We start from the raw sequence: 21,233 nt of genomic DNA on the forward strand, positions 1-21,233 counted from the left end.
CTCGTTTATCCAGGCCAGAGTTCTGTTTTTGGGTGAAACTGCGACCATGCAAACCAGAATGACTGGTGGCTACCTAGATCAGAGCCATCAGCATCAATAGCTTTGATGCCACCAGCATCAAGCTTGAGGCGAATGTTTTCATAGGCGATCTCTTCCCCTTTTTTCAAGGCAACTAATGCTTTGCTGCGTTGAAAGGCTATCGGTTTGCCAGAGGCCGTAATAATGCCAATGACATCTTCATGAACTGACAATCTTGGGTCCACATCACCAACAGGGAATATAGGTCCATCGGCATCACGGCCATTGCGAAAATCAAAATCGCGACCAAGTGCATATTTCTCTAATAAGACTGTTGTCTCGGGGTGCTCTTTCTTCCAAGTTCCCCAGTCACTGGTTATGACGCTGGCTTGTTTGAGTTTTATTTTTTTCTCCAAAAGAGGTCCGGTTACAGCGCTGCCTAAAAACGTATCAAACACTGAAAACGTATTGACATCATACATGACTTTATTGGAGCGAATTAATAGCCCTGATGTGCGCAATACGGGGCGTTCTACTCCATCTGGCAATTGGTCAGTAAAATAGGCTTGGGCCGCACCGCACAAAGTACAGTATGGTATTCCAAGGCTTCTGCCGCCCAGCGTGTCATTGACCATTTCGCGGACTTCCATAATCTGCCGCGGGTAAGCGCGATACTCACCGTTCACCTCGACACCAAAAATGATGTCATCGTCATCAAGCCACTTGGCATCTTTAGCGCTGCTTACTTCTGGGTTGTCGGCAGCAGGGATGCAATTGCATAAATCATCTGTTTTATCGAATGGGCGATCATCAATTAGAACACCACCCCAAGAAACAAGTCTCCAGTCGATATCACCTTTAACGAAAATCTTGTCCCAACCAGGAATAACAGACGTAAAGATGGCGCGTTTGTAGCGAAGATATTCAGAGGGCGCAGGAATATCCCATGCAATGAGGTGATCCGTTAAAGTACCCCATTGATTAGTGTCATCTAACTTTTTGCCTAGCAATTTAGAGGCTACTTTAGCGAGTTCAGTGTTGAGCGCTGGTCCAGAAACAAATCGCATTAAATCACTGATAACCCAGGCAATCCGAGGGTCGCTTGACTTAGATATGATCTCAAGAGCTAACTCCTGATCTTCTCCCCAGCCAGATTGTGTTATGCCGTCGATAAAAGTTGTCTGCATAGCGGCCTTTAATTCAGCCGACTGTGGACCAGTTGGTATCGCAGGAGGCTTGCCATATTCCTTAATCACGTAATCTGGCAGCGTTTGCGAGGTTGTTTGAGCTTGCGCCGTCGTGAACCAGAAAAGAGCCAGCACCGCGAAGGCCACTGAGAGAGTGAATAAGAAGAAGCGGGATTGAGTTCTAGTTGCCGATGCCATTGAAGGGCCTTTCGTGTGTCTATTTTATCTACGAGCACAAAACGACGCGCTTAAAGTCTTGGAGATTATGACCTCAAATTACTTTGTAGCGAATCACGATTTCGTCAGTCTTGTGTGAAGGCAAGATCGGAGTTTTTTTAGGTGTAATGACAGCGATAAGCGCCGCAATGCGTTCCAGATTTTGGTCCGCGCAAAACTTCAACGAACATTGATAAATTTCTTATTCTTTATCTTGTTCATCACTCGTCGAACCAATGAAAATACTCGCTATTAATATAGCAATCACACCAACAGTCAGTGCAGCGTCAGCTAGATTAAAAACCGCAAATGAATAGCCGCCAGCATGCAAAAGCACATAATCAATCACATGCCCATAGACAGCACGGTCGATGATATTACCAATCGCTCCACCCAATATCATGCCATAACCAAGGGCAGGAAGCAGGCCTTCATCGCGGGCCTGCCACCACAAATAAAGCATAATGATCACAACCACGCAGGCAATGCCAACAAGAGCGAGCGGCGTGAGATTATTCATGAAGCTAAAAGCAATACCCGTATTAAACGTATAAAATAATGAGAAAACCGGTAATATTTCAACGGCTTGCTGAAACGGCAGTTGTGCTTCGACTTTTATTTTGATGATTTGGTCTGCGACCAAAATAAGCGCCGCCACGGCAAGGCCTATGGCTGCATTGCGTTTGGTATTTGCTGGTCGAGAGGTGGGTTGATTATCAGACATATTTAAAAGCTCAAGACATCGCGTTGCATTTCAAACAGCATCACACCGGTTGCAATGGCAAGATTGAGACTGTCGGCGCTCCCTGCCTGCGGAATTTTAACAAGCGTGGTGCAGCACTCAGCAAGAGAACCAGGCAGGCCAGATTGTTCATTGCCCATAAACAGAATTGAGGGTGTATTATAGTCTACAGTGCGATAATCCACAGCCCCTTCCAAATGCGTGCCGACAATCAATCCGGGCCACTGTTTTGTCCATGCGGTGAACTCATCTGAACTAAACCGCACCATAGGAAGCGCGAAGATGGACCCCATGGTGGCGCGCGTGGCTTCTAGTGCAAAGGGGTCGGTTGTATCACCCACCAAAATGATTCCCTTCGCACCGGCCGCGTCGGCTGTACGAATAATGGTGCCCAGATTACCGGGGTCTTTGGCTCCTTCAAGGGCCACCCATATATCACGGCCCTCTGGTTTGATCTGGCTCTCATTTGCCCAAACCTGGTCAAACACGCCGACTACCATTTGCGGGTTATCACGCCGGGCGATTTTTGACAGAACCGCCTCAGAAACTTCCAAAACCATACCACCACGTGCTTTGGTTTTGGCAGCAATTTTTTGTACCAATTCATGATCGGAGATTTTTTTGCCAAAAACAAAAATGCGTAGCGGCCAATCGGCTTCAACGGCGCTTGCAACAAGCTTCATACCTTCAGCGAGAAACTGATTGCTAGCCGTGCGATTTTTGCGCTGGGTGAGGCCGCGAATCTCTTTGATTATCGGATTAGAGACGCTTGTAATCTCTTTATAAACACCGCCGCGCGATATAGGTTCACTCATTATTGTTGCCTTTAGACCAGCGGGTGAAAAGCGAAGTTGAAAGACGCCGTTCGCTGTCCTCTTCTTTGATGAGAAGTTCACCTGATTCAATCACCCCACCCATACCAGAAAAAACATCCCGCGCCACTTCATGACTCGCCATAAAAGATGCGCGGATGGCATAAGATGACAGAATGAAGAAAAGCGGATCATCAGATAATATTGCGCGGGTGTTATGGAGAAGATCGCTCAAGCCTTCAAAAAACTGCCAGACTTCGCCTTTTGGCCCACGGCCATATTTAGGCGGGTCCATGATAATGCCATCATAGGTCTTGCCGCGCCGGGCTTCGCGCTCAACAAATTTGACAGCATCCTCGCAAATCCAGCGAATAGGGGCTTCATCAAGGCCACTGAGAGATTGGTTTTCCCGCGCCCAGCCGATGGCTTTTTTGGAGGCATCAATATGGGTCACAGAGGCACCTGCTTTTGCGGCGATGAGTGAGGCTACACCGGTGTAGCCAAACAGGTTGAGCACATTCACAGGTCTTTCTGCCTTGCGGATCAATCCGTCAAACCATGCCCAATGCGCGGCCTGTTCAGGGAAGAAGCCCATGTGTCGAAATGCGGTGAAGCGGGCATGAAACTTGATGTCATGAAAGCCGAGCGTCCAAGCGTCTTCTTGTTTAGCATCGCTCAAGCGGTTTTGAAATTTCCAGCGCCCCGATGCTTCTTCATCGTCTGCGCCAGAGAAAATAGCATCCGCTTCGTTCCAAGTTTTTTCAGGCAGGCGTGGTTGCCACAAGGCCTGTCCTTCAGGCCGCACGATCGTATAAGGGCCGTAACGTTCTAATTTTTGTTCAAAGCCAGAATCGATAAGCGCATAATCTCGAAAGCTTGGCATATCCAGCATGACCGGTGCGCGGGCAATTGGCGATGGACCAGAAATCAACTTGCGCCTGATAGGCAAGGGGCGTTCAGGTTTTGGAGTTTTGTCGGGTAGCGTTTCGCGATCACGCTTCTTGGCTGACAATCCACCTGCGAGCGGGCGGAAATGTCTTTTCCCGCCTTGTTCATCATTCTTCCCACCACGTGCTTTTGCGGTATCGGTTTTTTTATATGGTTTTTTTGCCGGACGGCGTGGGGGTGCCATGTTCAGTGACCTATTGTTTCAAACTATTGGGCTGACCCTAGGCTTAAAAGCTCTAAAGAAAACCCGACACAACGTTAGTTATGCCGGGTTATAATGTCTAATGAAAACCGTCTGGTATTAGGCAGCGGCAACCTTTGTGAGGAAATCATCAACACGTTGGCTAAGGGTCGTTGCACCTTCTGTAAGTTCGTTAGATGTGCCAAGGATAGTTTCAGCTGATCCAGAGTTGCGTTGCATTGCATCACTAACACCTGACATATTCGATGTTGTCATATCCGCGCCGCTAGACGCTTTTTGCGCGCTGAGCGATATTTCTTGCGTGGCGTTATTTTGTTGAACAACGGACGATGCAATTGAATTTGTATGGGTTTGAACATTGGTCATAATCTCATTGATAGCCATGATCGCTTCAACTGTATCATCACTCGCATTTTGAATGCCGGAGATTTGCTCAGCAATTTCAGTGGTGGCATTTTGTGTTTGTTCAGCAAGTGATTTGACTTCCTGAGCAACAACAGCAAATCCTTTGCCGCTTTCACCAGCACGCGCAGCCTCAATTGTCGCATTCAAGGCAAGCAGGTTGGTTTGTTCTGCAATATCTTGAATGAGGTTGACGACATCACCAATTTTCTGTGCAGATGTTGCAAGCTGAGAAACGCGATCAGATGTTTCTTGTGCGTTTTTGGCGCCATCTTCAACAACTTTACTCGTTGTACTAACCTGACGATTGATTTCTTGAGTAGAGATAGAAAGCTCTTCAGCCGCTGCCGCAACCGTTTGAATGTTAGATGAAGATTCTTGAGAATTGACTGTTGCGTTATCAGTTTGTTCAGTGGCTTCGCTCGCAATCTGATTAAGAGACTGGGCGGTATCAACCATTTGGTTGGCTTGATTATTAAAGGCTGACATAAGTTGTGTCACATCGGTCCTGAATCCGCTGATTAGTGCATCCACATTCGCTTGACGCTCAGCTTCGCGTTTGTGGTCTTCTTCGGTTTGGCCTTCTAGGCGAACACGAGCTTTAGCATTTTCATGGAACACGCCGATGCTTCTCTCCATGATGCCTATTTCATTTGTGCGTTCACTGTTGTTTGTATCAATCGCTAGATCACCTTCAGCCAATTTGGACATTTGCTCAGCCATGCGTTTAACAGGTCTGCTTATCATACGTTCCATGGCTATGATTGCCCCTAACGCGACCACAATTAAGGCGATAATTGCTACGGCGATTTCTACAAAGGCTTGAGTTGTGGTTGAGGTCGATTCTGCAGCACCAGCAGATGCAACTGATGCCACCAACTCACCCACACTGGAAGAACTCTTCACGACTTCCTTAATAGCGTTTTCTTGATTTTTAACGAGTTCCTTTAAGCTGGCAATTTGTCCTGCATATTTGTCAGTTAAAGGCTTTATTTTGGGGATGCCAGCATCGGTTGCTTTTTGGGCGGCCTTGGCCAGATTTTCCATCGCGCTATCAAGTTCCGCGATATTGTTCTCGTTCGGTGTTGCTGCAAAAATACGTCTGCTCGCATTTGTACTACCTGCGATCTGCATGAGTGTTACGCTTGCAAGAATTTTTGCGTCTACTTTCGATGCATTTGATGCTGCAGATTGATTGCCACCAGCCGTCTTGCTCAGGTCATCAACCAATTTGCTGACGTCTGTTCTAATCTTGATCAATTCACTTTGTAGACTAGTAATAAGGGAAGAATTAGGTGGCACGCCGTCCGCGGCACTTTCAGCAATCAATTCGAAGTTTTTCCCCAAATCAGTCACCTGCCTTTGCATTGTGGCGAGCTCAAGAAACTTACCAAGGCTGAACATGCTCTTATCCATGCGCACCAGTGGTTCGTTGATTTTTTTCAATAAATCGCGCGATTGCTTAATGGCCTCAGCAGGGTATGTAACATAACGATCAGGTAAAGAAGCGTTGAATTTGTCCATGTTACCAAAGAAGAAGAAAATTTCTCTCATGACAGTCGAGATTGCATTTTCTTTCTGTGCAAGTTTTGCCTGAACTACTTGTGTCTTGCGTTGTTTCTCTTGTGCATTTTTTGAAGCTTGCTGAGCAACTTTGACAATTTGTGCGAATGTATCATTTAGCTCTGCATTGGCGATCTTTGCTGGTTCGGTGCCAGATTCAAGACGGCTTATTGCAGCACTCATCACTTCAGATTTGGCAATAGCATTTCTCAAATCGTCTGATTTGCCGTTTTTATCGGCAGCATTCAATTGAGTTTTTATTGAATCAAGTTTCACGCGGCTATCAGCGAGATAAGCGGGATCTTGGCTGTAAATAAATGTTTTTAGATCAGCGGCTATGGAATTCATTTTCACTAAGCTTGATACGAGATAATTGTTTTTATCAGACGTCTTTGATATTTGATAAAGAGAAAAGGCACTAACACCAGCAATCATTGCCGCGATAGCCGCTAATGTGAGCGACGAAATTGTCACAGTTGCACGCATTGAAAGATTGTTAAATATCAATTGTAAATTTTGAAGCATTGCGGATTCCTAATGTAGAGTTATCAGTTGGCTGTGTCACTTAATGAGTGTTTCGCCATTGTTAGAAAATCATTTATAGAGTTAATAATATTAAGGTGACTAAAGAGTTACTAAGTGCGAATTTTCAATTTTCGTTCTAAATAATGACGCTCGATAGTGATCTTTAGAGTGCTATCAATTGATATGTGGAGTTGACATGGGGAATATTCTGGCAATTGACCAAGGCACGACATCTAGTCGGGCGATCATCTTTTCAGGTGAGATGAATATTATCACGCTCACTCAAGAAGAATTTCCGCAGCATTTTCCAAAACCAGGCTGGGTAGAACATGATCCCGAAGATATTTGGGCCAGCGTGGTTTCCACAGTGCGCGATGCGCTTTCAAAGGCGCAAATGAATGCCACAGACATTGCGGGTCTTGGCATCACCAATCAGCGTGAAACGACAGTGCTATGGAATCGGAAAACAGGTAAAGCAGTTTATAATGCGATTGTCTGGCAAGATCGGCGCACAGAAGAGTTTTGCGTTACTTTGCGTGAAGATGGATTTGCCGAAACGTTGAATGAGAAAACGGGCCTGCTTGCTGATCCTTATTTTTCCGGCACGAAGATTGCCTGGATACTTGATAATGTAGATGGCGCACGCGTAGCAGCTGAAAAAGGCGAGCTGGCTTTTGGTACCATTGACGCATTTTTAATCTGGCGTTTGACGGGTGGCAAAGTGCACGCCACAGATGCAACAAATGCATCGCGCACGATGCTGTTTAACATTCACACCCAAGAATGGGACGATGAAATTTTAACACGGTTGAACATCCCGCGCTCGCTCTTGCCCGAGGTAAAAGATTGCGCGGCTGACTTTGGTTCTACTGATCCTGACTTGTTTGGAGCAACCATCCCTATTGCAGGGGTTGCCGGCGACCAACAATCAGCGGCCATCGGGCAGGCGTGTTTCAAACCGGGCATGATGAAAAGTACGTATGGCACGGGTTGTTTCGCTATTTTAAATACAGGCAAAAGCGCAGTCCGCTCCAAAAACCGCCTTTTAACAACGCTGACCTATCGGCTTAATGGGAAAGTTGCCTATGCCCTTGAGGGGTCTATCTTTATGGCTGGTGCTGCTGTGCAATGGTTGCGCGATGGTTTGCAAATAATCGAATCCGCCGCTGAAACAGGAAAAATGGCAGAAGCCGCAGCTAGCGACCAGGATGTCTATATGGTGCCAGCCTTTGTCGGCCTTGGCGCACCATATTGGGATGCAGAGGCGCAAGGTGCGATTTATGGATTGTCACGAGGAACAGGTCGTAACGAGCTCGTTCGAGCCACGCTTGAAGCTGTTTGTTATCAAACCCGTGATCTTTTGGAAGCAATGCAAGACGATATGGGAGAAGACTTTGAGACAACATTGCGGGTTGATGGCGGTATGGTGGCCAGCGATTGGACGATGCAGTTCTTGTCGAACATTTTGAATGCACCAGTAGATCGGCCCACCATTTTGGAAACAACAGCTCTTGGGGCTGCATGGCTTGCAGGATCCCATGTGGGCGCTTGGCCTGATCAATTAGGTTTTTCAGAAAACTGGAAGTTAGAACGATGTTTCACACCACAAATGAGTGATGACGAACGCACACGAAAATATGCCGGATGGAAAAAGGCAGTAGAACGCACGCTCACAACATCCTCATAGATGCGTTAAGCCGTCCAGCGCCGACCGCGCAATTCGATCGCAAAACGTGGTGGTGTGCGGGCATAGGTGGCGAGGCCATGCAGGGCGGGGCTTGGATGTGTGACAATAGATGTTGATATTTGGCCAAGCAAATCATCGTGCGGTGCTTTGGCTTCAAAAGAGGCGCGGAAGGCACCATTCTTAAGGAGTGGTGCAATGCGCGGTGCGATCCCCCCCGCCAGATAAACGCCGCCTTTGGCCATTGTAAACATCGCCATATCGCCTGCAAATCGCCCAAGATAAGAACAAAATAAATCAAGCGTCTCGCGGGCAATGGTGTCACTGTTATCAAGCGCTGCTCGGGTGACCTCTGCGGCTCTTGAAAAAATTGGAGGTTTTTGACCTAAAATACTCAAAGCCTTGTAAAGGCGCATGATGCCTGGACCACTTAAAAAAGTTTCTGCTGTTATGCGACCGTTCGTGGGCTCCATCACGCGCCAGATATCAAAATCCAAATCGGTAATCGGCCCAAAATTGATGTGTCCCCCTTCACCGGGAACAGGTACCCAAGTATCACGGGCAAAAACAAGGGCGGCAGCACCAAGACCTGTTCCTGGTCCGACAATCAGCTTGGTGCCATACTGACTCTCACTGCCATCACCAATCGATATGAGGTCGGTTCCTGAAATCGAAGGCAGCGATAAAGCCAGCGCCTCAAAGTCGTTTAAAACAACAACAATTTCAAATCCGAACTCTTCAATCAGGCGCTTAGGTTCGACAATCCATGGACTGTTGGTCAGTGAGACTGTATCGCCACTCACAGGACCCGCAACGGCTAAAATAGCTGCTCTTGGATGTATTGCAGTATGATTGAGGGCTGTCTCTTGCATAGCATGCATGAGGTCAGGAAAATCGCTTGTTTTCAGCACAGGAAATTTCTTCACAGCACTCAATGCATCGGTCATTAATCCAAAGCGCACATTGGTTCCGCCAACATCCGCAATTAATGCTGGAAATGGCACAAAGTCTGGTTTGTCAGAGGCTAATGCCATCTCATGTCCATTTTCAGGTAAAAGCCTAAAAAGCAACTTCCTATATTTATTTTAAGCTCATTAGATCAATATAAAAAAGTCTGCAAGTTAAACTCTGTTTGTTAGCTAAAGTCTCTGTTTTTTGTGATGCCAGGTTTCGCTGCTTCGAGAATTTTTTTCATCACCGTTGGTAGGGCCTCATCAGCGATGGACTCTTCATCAGCCCACCAACAGTTTTTAGCAGGCTTTTGATTATGCGGAAAAACATTCGTTACTACATCAACTTCGAGGTGAAAGTGCGTGAATGTATGACGAATGGTGCCGCATTGTTTTGACCAGCCAGCTTGAAAGGGGGCGGCGGCGAAAGGCGATTTTGGCTTTTCTTCACTCCACACGGTCCCAGGAACTTCGGTCATGCCACCGAGCAGGCCTTTGTCTGGTCGCTGTCGTAACAAGATGGCGCGGTCTTCTCGCACGGCAACAAAAGCCCAGCCATAGCGCGTTGGTTTCACTTTCTTGGGTGCCTTTCGCGGAAAGTCTTCCTGCGCGTTGGTCCAGCTTGCCTGACAAGATTCACGCCACACACATATTGCACAGGCTGGGCGTTTTGGAGTGCAAATTGTTGCACCCAAATCCATCATGGCTTGGGCATAATCACCACAACGCTTTTTTGGGGTGAGGGCGGCAGCAAGCTCAGCAATAGTTTTCTTTGCTCCAGGCAGTGGCTTTTCTATGGCGTAAAGTCGCGAAATGACGCGCTCCACATTGCCATCCACAACGACTGCATGTTTATCAAATGCAATCGATGTCATGGCTGCTGCTGTATAATCTCCAATACCAGGAAGTTTTTTTAACTCCACCAAGGTTTCAGGAAAGCGGCCCTCATAATCGCTGACTATCATATTTGCGCAGGCTTTGAGATTGCGCGCGCGCGAGTAATATCCAAGACCCGCCCACGCCTTCAGCACATCGTCCCGCTCGCTCTTCGCAAGATCTTGCACGGTTGGCCAAGTGGTAACAAATTTCTCGAAATAAGATTTCACAGTAGCAACTGTGGTTTGCTGCAACATGATTTCAGATAACCATATCCGATAGGGGTCGGGCATTTCACCAGCGGCTCGGTTTTTGGGGTTGATGCGCCATGGCAAAACACGCGCATGGTTATCATACCAAGCGAGCAAGTCTTTGGATTTAGGTGGCTTTAATGTCCGCTCCATCAGCCGGCTTCGCGAAAGCTCTCTGCTGTTTCAAGGTCCACAGACACAAGCTGACTGACACCACGCTCGGCCATGGTTACTCCAAAAAGGCGGCCCATGCGCGCCATGGTGATCGGGTTATGGGTGATAGTTAGGAAGCGGGTATCGGTGGTGCGCTTCATATCATCAAGCAGATTACAGAACCGTTCCACATTGGCGTCATCAAGCGGGGCATCAACCTCATCGAGCACACAAATGGGTGCAGGGTTCGTGAGGAAGACAGCGAAGATGAGGGCCATAGCCGTCAAGGCTTGTTCGCCGCCGGAAAGAAGCGTCATCGTTTGTGGTTTTTTGCCCGGTGGCCGCGCCATAATATCAAGACCAGCTTCAAGCGGGTCATCTGATTCAGTGAGCTGTAATTCCGCTGTGCCGCCACCAAACAGATGAGTGAACAGGTGTTTGAAATGTTCATTCACTTCATCAAAGGCTTTGAGTAAGCGTTCACGGCCTTCTTTATTTAGATTTGCAATAGCAATGCGAAGCTGACGGATTGCTTCGATTAAGTCATCGCGTTCGGAAATAAGCTGTTCGCGTTTTTCGCTGATTTCTTGCATTTCCTGCTCAGCGCGCAGATTAACCCCGCCCAATCGTTCACGCTCTGCTTTTAACCGCTCAAGCCGCGTTTCAACTGTTCCCTCTTCAGGCAGAGGGCTGTCATCTTTAAGTTCGCTCAATGCAACAAGACCGGCGGGCGAACATTCGAGTTTTTCACCAATTTCGCGGGCGATGTCTTGTTTGCGTGTTTTACAACTTTCAAGCCGCTCTTCCGAGCGGGCACGTGATTCTCTGATTTCTGACATAGCATTGAGCGCGTCTTTGGCTGCTTGATCAGCCATTTGGAGCGCTTTTTCAGCCTCATCCAGTATGTTTTGGGTTTCTGTCTTAGCTTTTTCAGAATTTTCTAATTGACCAAACAGAGCTGCACGTCTGCGACTGATGTCGGCAGGCGTTTTTGAAAGAGCTTCACGTTCATTTTCAGTGGCATGGCGGCGTTCGCTCAAGACGGATATTTGTTTCTCTGCGGCCTCTGTCCGTGTAAGCCAGCTCTTGCGCTCATTCTCGATTGTCTCAAGTCGCCTATGGCGCAACTCAGCCTCGCGCGACAATGTTTCAAACTGCGCGCGCGCTTCTGTCAGTGCTGCACGATCATTACCAAGGGAAGCTTGTTGAGCTTGTAGGCGTTGATTTAAGGCATCAGTATTTGGAACGTCTTCAAGGTCAGCTTTTTGTTTTTCAGCTTGCAATTTTGCGGTATCTAAGCTTGTTCCAAGGTGTTTTTGACGCTCAGCCAGCGCCGATTTTCGCTCGGTTAGGCGACTTGCTTCGCGTTCAATTTTTGCCAGCGCATCACGTGCCTGCGTTTCACTGTTTATATGCGAACGCAATGCTTCACGGGCTGCTCGTTCCGCATTAATAGCGCTCTGCAACACTTCATTAGCATCATCAATCAGTGCTTTTTGTGCGTCGACTTGCTGTCGTTTTTCATGCAATGACCCTTCCAGATCTGCAAGGCGATTTTTCTGGGCTAGACGTTGAACGGCAGGAGTTTCAGCGTCTGCTGCAGCAATAAAACCATCCCAACGCCATAGACCACCTTCACGGCTAACCAAGCGCTGGCCGGGTTTTAGCTTTGTTGCCAATAAAGGCGCTTTGTCCGCGTCAACCAAACCAATCTGTAACAAGCGCCGTTTAACAAGGTCGGGTGCTGCAACAAATTGGCTCAAGGGCTGGGCACCGTCAGGCAGGGCTGGGTCGTCACTTGATACCTCAACGCCAGACCAATGGACTGCCGCGCGAGCGTCAATAGCCACATCCAAATCATCACCCAGTGCTGCGCCAAGAGCTGCCTCATAGCCGGATTCGGCACTTAACTCATCAATCAGTTGGGGCCACTCATCGCCATTGTCGACATTTAAAACACGCGCCAGTGTCTGAGCCTCGGTTTCAATCCCGTTTAGTTCTTTTTCAAGCTCAATCGTTCTTGTGCGCACGTTGTTTTGTGCATCGCGCTTTTCATGGGTTGCTTGTTCGGTTTTTTCAACAAGCTTTTCGCTTGCAATCACCGCAGCTTTTGCTTCTTCAAGCGTTTTTTGTTGTGCGTTGATAAACAGATCTTGCGATAGTTTTTCATCTAGATCTTTGATATCGCTAATAATTTTTGCGATATCGTTCTCATGTTGCGTGATTTGTTTGTCTGTTTGCTGGGCTGCATTTTGAAGGGCAACACGTCGAGCGTTCAATTCGGCAATTTCACGGTTCACAGCATTAAAGGCTTGTTCGCTAGCCTCTTGTTTTTCGCGCGCACTTTTAAGAGTGGTCTCGGCCTCGCGTTCTCGGTCGCCTGAATTGGCGTTGTCTGCTTTGAGAGTTTTTTCTTCTACCAAAAGTCGATCAAAAACACCTTGATTTTCAAGCAGCAGCGATTTTTCTCGCTCGACATCATAATCAAGCTGATCCATGCGCGCTTTCAGTTCTTTGAGGCGCTCAGAAGCTTGCGCTTCTTCTTTTTCGAGTGCGCCCTGTTCTAGCTGTATACGCTGGAGGGCCGCCGCCGCAGCAGCAGCTTGATTGCGCAATTTAGGAAGGCTGTCTGCTCTAACAGCTTGATCCCGCGCTGTTTGTGTTTGCAGTAATGTGGCATCGGCAATGGCGCTTGTGAAGCCCGCAAACATAGTTTCCGCCTCGCTCAGCGCGGTGGAAGCCTTTGTCCACCGCAGGTGATATACGATGGCTTCGAATTTACGAATCTCGCCAGAAATATTGCGATAGCGTGTCGCTTGTCTCGCTTGGCGTTTCAAATTTTCCAGTTGAGTGTCGATTTGTGTAACAACATCTTCAACACGGTCGAGGTTTTGTTCTGTTGCTTTGAGTCTGAGTTCCGCCTCGTGACGTCGACTATGAAGACCGGAAATGCCTGCGGCTTCTTCAAGAATTTGACGGCGTTGACGGGGTTTGGCTGAAATTAATTCGCCAATGCGGCCTTGCCCAACCATCGAGGGCGAGCGGGCACCAGTTGAGGCATCGGCAAAAAGAAGTTGGACGTCTTTGGCTCGGGCTTCGCGACCATTAATACGATAGACCGAGCCTGATTCTCGTTCAATACGCCGTGAAATCTCGATAGTATCGCTGTCGTTAAAGGCGGGCGGTGCTGTACGGTCTACATTATCAAGAAAAAGAGTGACTTCGGCTGTGTTGCGGGCAGGGCGATTACCGCTGCCAGAAAAGATTACATCATCCATGCCCGAGGCACGCATGTTCTTGTAGGAGCTTTCGCCCATCACCCATTTAATGGCTTCAACAAGATTGGATTTGCCGCAGCCATTTGGCCCAACGACGCCAGTTAAGCCCGGCTCAATTATAAATTCAGTTGGCTCAATAAAGGATTTAAATCCCAGCATGCGGAGTTTGGTGAATTTCATGTCACCTTGCCCCGCAATAGGAGTCTCAGAGGGTTTTCCTTGGAATTTAAAACGTCAAAAAGCTGCGACGAGCAATTTAGATTGCCAGTCCTAGAGTAAACCTTCGAGTTCTTTATCGAATGCATCAAGAGATAACGCACCACTTACTTTTTTGCCGTTAATGAAAAATGTTGGCGTTGCTTCAACCTTCAACACTTCATCTCCATGGTTGCGAATTGCATTGACGCCATCAATAATTTCTTTATTTTGCAGGCACTTCTCCACGGATTGTTGTGAAAAACCTACCTGTTTGGCTATTTCTAAGATGCCTGCCAGTGGATTTTGTCCTGAACGCCATTGCGACTGCGTTTTGAAAAACACATCAATAACATTGAAAAATTTATCATCTGGCGCACAGCGAGCTAGAACGGCGACAGTCGCGCCCACTTGGTCCAGCGGGAATTCACGGAAGGAAAACAGCACTTTTCCAGTATCGATATATTTCTCTTTTAGAGCATGATAAGTGCGATTGTGAAAAGAAGCGCAGTGTGGGCAGGTCATTGAGGCATATTCAATAATTTTCACTGGTGCATTCGGGTCGCCCAATGTCATTTCTTTCAAAGGACCAGGTTGAGCTAGATCAGCTTCTGGCGCGCTTGAAAAACAGCCACTCAAAGTGGTGAGGGCGATGCCAGCTCCTGTTGTTTGTAAAACGGTGCGACGGTTTAAATGCTTTGCCATTGATGAGATTCCCTGCAGTTGTTATTCGTTATAATTAAGGTGATAAGGCGTCAAAGCAATAATGTCGCTATAAAAATGCGTTATTAAAAGCTGTGATGAGGTCTTTATTTGTTTGACAGGGCGCGTTGCAAAACGCCCTGACCTAATTTGAGTACAGCTTCATTTAAATCAGGATCATCAAATTCGGCAACGCAATCCCGCAATTTGGCTTCTTGGGTTTTTGATAAGTTTGGTAATTTTTCGCGTGCAATTTTTTTTGTCTTACTGATTGAGCCTTGGGTAATTTTTAAGCGGGTAATGGCGGAAAATCCGAAAAATTGGTTTACCCGCTCAAGGATCTGTCGTTCTTCATGTTGAAGATAAACGGCCTTAGGGCCATCCACTCGCACAACTAATATGCCGCCTTGATAAGATGTCTCGCCAGTTGATTTTTGATAGGGCCATTTGATGGACTCGATCATGGCGCAATCGACAAAAGACGGGCCGACAAGTTCGGGCCATGCGGCAATAAGCGCTGAGGATGACAGGCCTTTACCAGCATATATTGGATCTACGAGTTTTGGTAAAAGGTCACTAACAGGCACTGCGCCACGCTTCCAATCAAAGCCAGCTTGATAATAACCTTGTAGTCGACGTTGTTCGAGGCTCATCTCGGATTTAACATCATCTTTGGCTGATTGTGGTTCATCTGTTTTAGGCATAAAACCGATTTTTATATAATGAATTTAAGTTCGAGATCATATTAGCTTACTAGAGATGGAAAATCATCTAGATTCTCCGTAGTTTATTAGGTTTTGGGATAAAATTGCACCTTTGGTTGTATGTATTGCGTTGTTATTTAATAAAATACAATGAAAACAATAAGTTAAGTGACGATTACTTTGACTTGACACCATTTGATAGCAACAGTAATGTGCGGACGAATTTGAAGGCTTTTGCCCTCCACAGGTGCTTTTGAATTATTGGTTATACGGCCCACTGGATTTAATTGTTTGGGTGTCATAAAACCAGTAAAACGAAGGACGTGAAGGATATAGATTTTGAATTCGCACCAAGATAAATCCGCCGTTGACGGCGCAGCATCAAACAAGAAGACGGAGAATACGTCAAAACAATTGGATAAGCGGTTAGAAGCGCTGGGTTCAAAAATTGACGAGCGTCGCGGTGAACGCGATCCGGAGGCAGAAACGAAAGGGCTTGCCGATAATCATGGCATGGCTTACGGGCTAAAGATTGGCTCTGAATTTGTTTCGGCAATTCTTGTTGGTTCGGCAATAGGCTGGGTTTTGGATAAATGGTTGGGGACAACGCCCTTCGGGTTGATTGTGTTTCTAATTTTGGGCTTTGCAGCGGGCGTTCTGAACGTTATGCGGGCCACAGGGCAGATGGCTAGTCCGGGTGCGAAGGATCGCTGAGCGAGTTTATGTTGGAGAAATAACTCTCCAGCGACAAAAGAATTTAACGGGATCTGATAAGGGTTCCATGTGAACTAAGATAACGAAGACAAGGGATGTTTAAAACGTGGCAAACGATCCAATTCACCAGTTTCAAATCAGTGAATATTTTTCATTAGGATCAATTGGCGGTGTTGAGTTTTCAATGACAAACTCCGCCCTTTTCATGATTGCGACAACTGTTGCGACATGTGGTTTTTTCATGATGTCGACTGGTAGCCGCGGGCTTATCCCTTCACGCATGCAGTCCATTGCCGAGATATGTTACGACTTTGTGGCGAGTACCTTACGAGATTCGGCGGGCAAGGAAGGAATGAAATTCTTCCCTTTTGTCTTTTCGCTGTTTATTTTCATATTGGTTTCAAACCTCTTCGGCATGTTCCCGTATTTCTTCACAGTGATGAGCCATATCATCATTACTTTCACGCTTGCGATGCTGGTGTTTATAACCGTTATTTTATATGGCTTTATGCGCAATGGTCTGGGCTTTATGAAGCTCTTTGTGCCCTCGGGTGTGCCTATGGCCATCTTGCCTTTTGTCGTCGCAATTGAAATTTTGTCATTTTTGTCCCGACCAATCAGTTTGTCGGTGAGACTTTTTGCAAACATGCTTGCAGGGCACATTACCCTCAAAGTATTTGCAGGTTTCATCACCAGCCTGAGCGCCTTTGGCGTGGCCGGCGCCTTTGGTGCAACCTTGCCGTTCGTCATGGCCGTGGCTCTTACTGGCCTCGAGCTTTTGGTGGCATTTTTGCAAGCCTACGTCTTCACTATCCTGACCTGCATGTATTTGAATGATGCCATTCATCCAAGCCACTAAGGATATTTGAAAATCAACGCAAAACAGATTTTTGCATAGAATAACAACTCGAAATTGAAGCTAATAAGGAGAATAAATTATGGAACCAGAAGCAGCAAAACTCATCGGTGCTGGACTTGCATGTGTTGGCATGGGCGGAGCCGGTGTTGGCCTTGGTACACTTTTCGGCAACTACTTGGCGGGCGCACTGCGCAATCCATCAGCAGCTGATGGCCAATTTGGTCGCTTGATCTTCGGCTTTGCCGTGACAGAAGCGCTTGGCATTTTCTCACTGCTTATTGCTCTTCTACTTCTATTTGCTGTTTAAGAGCAAAACGAGGTTTGGCGGCGCACGATTTTGTGCGCTGCTTTTTGAAAGCAAAACGACGGCATAATTCAATCGATGCCGTGTGAAGAAGTATATCGTGTGGAGAAGTATATAATGGCGTCAGAAACTAATTCTGAAGTTGGACATGCTGACCATGGTGCTGATAGCGGACTTTTTCCTCCGTTTGATCCAGCTACCTTTGGTTCTCAATTGCTATGGCTCGCGATCACTTTCGGCATTTTATACTATATGATGTCTAAGGTAGTTTTGCCGCGCATCGGCTCTATTTTAGAGACACGTTCGGACCGTATAGAACAAGACATGGCCGAAGCGCAGCGTCTGAAAGAAGAAACAGACGAAGCGATTGCAGCTTATGAGCAGTCTTTGAGCGATGCTAGAAGCAAAGCCCATGGCATTGCACAAACAGCGCGTGAAAAGTCGAAGTCTGCCTCGGATAAGGCAATGGCGAAGGTTGAAGAAGGTTTGGCGGTTAAGCTTGAAAAAGCCGAGCAAGAAATAAGCAAAATCAGAACCACAGCGATGGCTGGAGTAAATGATATAGCCGGTGACACGACAGAAGCCGTGATCAAAACTCTTATAGGCGGTCGTATTACTAAAGCAGAAATCAAAAAAGCGCTTCAAAGCGTGGTGGAGTAAAGCTCATGGATGCAACCTTTTGGGCAACAGCTGCTTTTGTCGCTTTTATCGGCCTTATGTTTTATCTAAAGGTGCCGGCTAAAATTATCGGCTCCCTTGATGGGCGTGCCGATGATATTCGCAGCGAGCTGGATGAAGCACGTAAATTGCGTGAAGAAGCGCAAGCTTTGCTTGCGGAATATCAGCGCAAGCGGAACGATGCAGAAAAAGAAGCTGAAGATATTATCGAAAGTGCAAAACGTGAAGCTGATCATTTGGCGAGCGAATCGAAATCTAAACTTGATGATTACGTAACGCGCCGCACAAAAGTTGCCGAGCAGAAAATTGCACAAGCTGAACAGCAGGCTATTCAAGACGTGAAAGCTATTGCTGCTGAGCGTGCTATAGCAGCATCTGAGTCTATTCTCATCGATAAGCTTTCAGATGGCGGTGCAGCTTTGGTTAAATCTTCTATCGCAGAAGTGAAAGCTAAGCTGAGCTAGACGTGCATGTGACTTAATTAAATGAATAATCAATTCCAACCCCGCTTTCGAAGCGGGGTTTTTTATTATGTGAACTTTAGTTTTTAACCCACCCCGTCATACCTTTCACAGGTTGAAAACTGCGGCGATGAAGTGGGCAAGGACCAAGCCTTTGAATAGCATTACGGTGATGGGCAGAACCATATCCCTTGTGCTTATAAAAATCATAGCCCGGATAATGTTTATCGGCAGCGATCATCATGTGATCACGCGCAACTTTTGCCACGATTGAGGCCGCAGCAATAGACAGTGAATGACCATCGCCCTTGATGATGGCTTTGGCTGGGATGGTAAGTGCATCTGGCACATCGCGGCCATCTATCAATATATAATCAGGGATATCACTCAGCCCCATAACAGCCTTGACCATGGCGGCCAGTGTGGCACCACGAATATTGAGGTGATCTATCTGTGTGGCTGAAAGACTGGCCACGGCGACATGCGCGGTGGCGCAAATCTCATCAAACAGTATCTCGCGCCGGCTTTGCGTGAGCTTTTTCGAATCGTTCAATCCCGATGGAGTGTGCTGGGGGTCAAGAATAACAGCCGCCGCGACCACCGGCCCTGCCAATGGTCCACGCCCAACTTCGTCGACGCCAGCCACAAGCGCATAGCCAGAAGCATGTAATGCTTCTTCCTCACAAAAGGATGGATGTGTCGGGATTGATTTTATTGTCATCCAATTACTATAGGCAACTGAGAGAATGCGACAATAATTGGTTATAAAAATTGGCTGGATGATTATTAAAATAATCATCCAGCCTGATGTTTTCTTCCGCCTCCGTGTCATTTTCTGTTTGGGGATCAGATGGCAAATGACAAGGATGAATTAACAACAACGGAAGAAAGCAAAGACGTGGTTTTAATGGCGCCGTCAAAACAAGGACATTTGGGAGCCTGGTAAAACGGGCGGTGTGAATAGGTCGGTGCGCAAAGCTTCTTTGCGGGGATTCATACCGAGCCTTTTTGCAGCAAGACGTATTCGCTTTGCTATTTGGTCGGCATAAACCCCTCTACCTCGCATGCGCTGCCCCCATGCCATATCATAGTCTTTTCCGCCACGCATAGAGCGTAGCAGCGAGAGAACATGGCGATAACGATCGGGGTAATATTCAAGCAACCACTGTTTGAAAATTTCCGAGACCTCGAGAGGAAGGCGCAAAATGACATAGCCGGCATCGCGGGCACCGTGATCAAATGCCGCGCTCAAAATGGCTTCTATCTCGCTGTCATTAAGGGCGGGAATGATGGGGGCAGCCATAACAGAAGTGGGGATGCCTGCGTCACTCAATTGGCGCATAGCATCAAGCCGCTTTTGCGGTGTTGATGCGCGCGGTTCCATGGCGCGGGCGAGTTTTCTATCAAGCGTTGTCACTGATAAAGCAACCCGCACAAGGCCGCGTTTTGCCATAGAAGACAGAATATCAATATCACGTACCACCAGCGCGGATTTGGTGACGATACCGACAGGATGATTCGTGCGATCAAGAACTTCCAAAATCTGCCGCGTAATCAGATGTTGACGCTCAATAGGCTGGTAGGGGTCCGTATTGGTGCCAATCGCAATAACGCGTGGCTTATAATTCGGTGCGGCCAGCTCTTGCTCCAAAAGACGTGCCGCAGTGGGCTTAGCAAACAAGTGCGTTTCAAAATCTAATCCAGGCGACAGTCCCATATAGGCGTGAGAGGGGCGGGCAAAACAATAAGAACAACCATGCTCACAGCCGCGATAGGCGTTTATTGAACGGTCAAAGGAAATATCAGGAGACTGGTTGCGGGTGATGATTGTTTTTGGAGTTTCAAGCGCAACAGTGGTCTTGAGAGGGGGTAACTCATCGGTGTCCCATCCATCATCAAAGGCCTCACGGCTTTCTGGTTCAAAGCGTCCGGATTTGTTGCTTTGCGCGCCGCGGCCGCGCTCTTTGCGGGCTAAGGGTGGCATGGCGTGGGGGCTTTGTGCGAGAGCATCAAGATCAAAGCGCACGCCAATCCATGTTTCTTCAGTATCAAAATGATCTGGAATGTCACCCATATCGACAGCGCCCTTGTTCTTATGGTTCGTGAATCTATTCCTATTTTATAATCAAGAACAAATCAAGAACAAATTAAGGGGTGTCAAAAATATAGAATAATTTACTTGCCCTGAAGTTTTCCTCGTTTCAGGTGCTCATCAAGGCGTGGCATGATTTCAACGAAGTTGCAGGGCATATGTCGATAGTCGAGTTGTAGCGATAAAATCCCGTCCCATGCATCTTTGCAGGCGCCGGTTGAGCCGGGGACAGCAAAGACAAAGGTGGTCTTTATAATGCCAGCAGTAGCGCGTGACTGGATGGTGGAGGTGCCGATCTTATCATAAGACTGTCGATGAAAGATTGTAGAAAAACCATCCATCCGTTTTTCAAATAAAGGCTCTAGCGCATCAGGCGTTATGTCGCGCCCGGTAAATCCTGTGCCGCCGGTGGTAATCACCACATCAATTGAATCGGTTTCAACCCATGCGTTAACCTGTGCGCGAATGGCATCCACATCGTCCGTGACAATTGCGCGATCTATGAGCTTATGTCCCGCTTTCTCGGCCCGCGCGCATAATGTATCGCCTGAGCGATCATCAGCTAGTGTGCGGGTATCTGAAACCGTCAAAATAGCAATGCCCACAGGGATAAAGGGGCGTGATTCATCAATTCTGGACATTCATTTTCCTCTGTTTACGCGACTATCAATTCGTGCAGACTGTCTTCTTACTGTCATATGTCAATTTTATGCGATG

General features: G+C 47.2%; 19 protein-coding genes. 6 read left to right on the plus strand and 13 right to left on the minus strand.

The annotated features are described in order from the left end of the window. Nucleotides 1-5: 5 nt before the first annotated feature. From ABJ081_07275 to ABJ081_07295, 5 genes are all read right to left on the minus strand, one after another. Nucleotides 6-1,403, minus strand: coding sequence for a DUF3179 domain-containing (seleno)protein (locus ABJ081_07275; protein ID MEP6356466.1), 1,398 nt, complete (start codon nucleotides 1,401-1,403; stop codon nucleotides 6-8). Between the two features lie 220 nt (nucleotides 1,404-1,623). Continuing rightward, the gene (lspA, locus tag ABJ081_07280) at nucleotides 1,624-2,145 is read right to left on the minus strand and encodes a signal peptidase II (protein ID MEP6356467.1); all 522 of its coding nucleotides are present in this window, start codon (nucleotides 2,143-2,145) and stop codon (nucleotides 1,624-1,626) included. A 2-nt stretch (nucleotides 2,146-2,147) separates the two neighbouring features. Further along, a complete protein-coding gene (locus ABJ081_07285; GenBank protein ID MEP6356468.1) occupies nucleotides 2,148-2,978 on the minus strand; it encodes an RNA methyltransferase in 831 nt (276 codons plus the stop codon). Then, nucleotides 2,971-4,107 carry a class I SAM-dependent methyltransferase gene (locus ABJ081_07290; protein ID MEP6356469.1) on the minus strand — a complete coding sequence of 379 codons (1,137 nt, stop codon included), beginning with the start codon at nucleotides 4,105-4,107 and terminating at the stop codon, nucleotides 2,971-2,973. The genes ABJ081_07285 and ABJ081_07290 overlap by 8 nt, the downstream gene beginning before the upstream one ends. 117 nt (nucleotides 4,108-4,224) lie before the next feature. Then, nucleotides 4,225-6,615 (minus strand): HAMP domain-containing methyl-accepting chemotaxis protein, encoded by a 2,391-nt coding sequence (locus ABJ081_07295; protein MEP6356470.1) that lies wholly within the window; start codon nucleotides 6,613-6,615, stop codon nucleotides 4,225-4,227. A gap of 196 nt (nucleotides 6,616-6,811) precedes the next feature. Between ABJ081_07295 and glpK the strand changes: the two genes are divergently transcribed. Further along, a complete protein-coding gene (gene glpK, locus ABJ081_07300) occupies nucleotides 6,812-8,302 on the plus strand; it encodes a glycerol kinase GlpK (GenBank protein MEP6356471.1) in 1,491 nt (496 codons plus the stop codon). Nucleotides 8,303-8,307: 5 nt separating this feature from the next. Here the strand turns inward: glpK and glk are convergent, their stop codons facing one another. From glk to ABJ081_07325, 5 genes are all read right to left on the minus strand, one after another. Further along, a complete protein-coding gene (gene glk, locus ABJ081_07305) occupies nucleotides 8,308-9,333 on the minus strand; it encodes a glucokinase (protein ID MEP6356472.1) in 1,026 nt (341 codons plus the stop codon). 101 nt (nucleotides 9,334-9,434) lie between these two features. Beyond that, complete coding sequence (mutY, locus tag ABJ081_07310; protein ID MEP6356473.1) at nucleotides 9,435-10,529, minus strand: A/G-specific adenine glycosylase; 1,095 nt, start codon at nucleotides 10,527-10,529, stop codon at nucleotides 9,435-9,437. After that, nucleotides 10,529-13,987, minus strand: a complete 3,459-nt coding sequence (gene smc, locus ABJ081_07315; protein MEP6356474.1) for a chromosome segregation protein SMC — start codon at nucleotides 13,985-13,987, stop codon at nucleotides 10,529-10,531. The genes mutY and smc overlap by 1 nt, the downstream gene beginning before the upstream one ends. A 90-nt stretch (nucleotides 13,988-14,077) precedes the next feature. Continuing rightward, entirely contained in the window at nucleotides 14,078-14,707 is a 630-nt protein-coding gene (locus ABJ081_07320; GenBank protein ID MEP6356475.1) for a DsbA family protein, read from the minus strand. A 104-nt stretch (nucleotides 14,708-14,811) separates the two neighbouring features. Next, a complete protein-coding gene (locus tag ABJ081_07325) occupies nucleotides 14,812-15,408 on the minus strand; it encodes a DciA family protein (protein ID MEP6356476.1) in 597 nt (198 codons plus the stop codon). A gap of 339 nt (nucleotides 15,409-15,747) precedes the next feature. Here ABJ081_07325 and ABJ081_07330 point away from each other — a divergent pair, with 339 nt between their 5' ends. From ABJ081_07330 to ABJ081_07350, 5 genes are all read left to right on the plus strand, one after another. Further along, nucleotides 15,748-16,122 carry an AtpZ/AtpI family protein gene (locus ABJ081_07330; protein MEP6356477.1) on the plus strand — a complete coding sequence of 125 codons (375 nt, stop codon included), beginning with the start codon at nucleotides 15,748-15,750 and terminating at the stop codon, nucleotides 16,120-16,122. Between the two features lie 106 nt (nucleotides 16,123-16,228). Then, nucleotides 16,229-16,981, plus strand: coding sequence for a F0F1 ATP synthase subunit A (locus ABJ081_07335; protein ID MEP6356478.1), 753 nt, complete (start codon nucleotides 16,229-16,231; stop codon nucleotides 16,979-16,981). 79 nt (nucleotides 16,982-17,060) lie between these two features. Continuing rightward, complete coding sequence (locus tag ABJ081_07340; GenBank protein MEP6356479.1) at nucleotides 17,061-17,288, plus strand: F0F1 ATP synthase subunit C; 228 nt, start codon at nucleotides 17,061-17,063, stop codon at nucleotides 17,286-17,288. Nucleotides 17,289-17,402: 114 nt separating this feature from the next. After that, nucleotides 17,403-17,945 carry a F0F1 ATP synthase subunit B gene (locus tag ABJ081_07345; GenBank protein ID MEP6356480.1) on the plus strand — a complete coding sequence of 181 codons (543 nt, stop codon included), beginning with the start codon at nucleotides 17,403-17,405 and terminating at the stop codon, nucleotides 17,943-17,945. A 5-nt stretch (nucleotides 17,946-17,950) separates the two neighbouring features. Beyond that, on the plus strand, nucleotides 17,951-18,427 hold the full coding sequence (locus tag ABJ081_07350; protein ID MEP6356481.1) for an ATP F0F1 synthase subunit B: 477 nt from the start codon (nucleotides 17,951-17,953) through the stop codon (nucleotides 18,425-18,427). Nucleotides 18,428-18,503: 76 nt separating this feature from the next. Here the strand turns inward: ABJ081_07350 and ABJ081_07355 are convergent, their stop codons facing one another. From ABJ081_07355 to moaB, 3 genes are all read right to left on the minus strand, one after another. Continuing rightward, nucleotides 18,504-19,145, minus strand: a complete 642-nt coding sequence (locus ABJ081_07355; protein ID MEP6356482.1) for a ribonuclease HII — start codon at nucleotides 19,143-19,145, stop codon at nucleotides 18,504-18,506. A gap of 195 nt (nucleotides 19,146-19,340) precedes the next feature. Then, nucleotides 19,341-20,408 (minus strand): PA0069 family radical SAM protein, encoded by a 1,068-nt coding sequence (locus ABJ081_07360; protein ID MEP6356483.1) that lies wholly within the window; start codon nucleotides 20,406-20,408, stop codon nucleotides 19,341-19,343. Nucleotides 20,409-20,599: 191 nt separating this feature from the next. After that, a complete protein-coding gene (gene moaB / locus ABJ081_07365) occupies nucleotides 20,600-21,157 on the minus strand; it encodes a molybdenum cofactor biosynthesis protein B (GenBank protein ID MEP6356484.1) in 558 nt (185 codons plus the stop codon). Nucleotides 21,158-21,233 lie beyond the last annotated feature (76 nt).

The sequence above is a fragment of the Hyphomicrobiales bacterium genome, from assembly GCA_039989895.1.
Taxonomy (GTDB): Bacteria; Pseudomonadota; Alphaproteobacteria; order Rhizobiales; family JACESI01; genus JACESI01.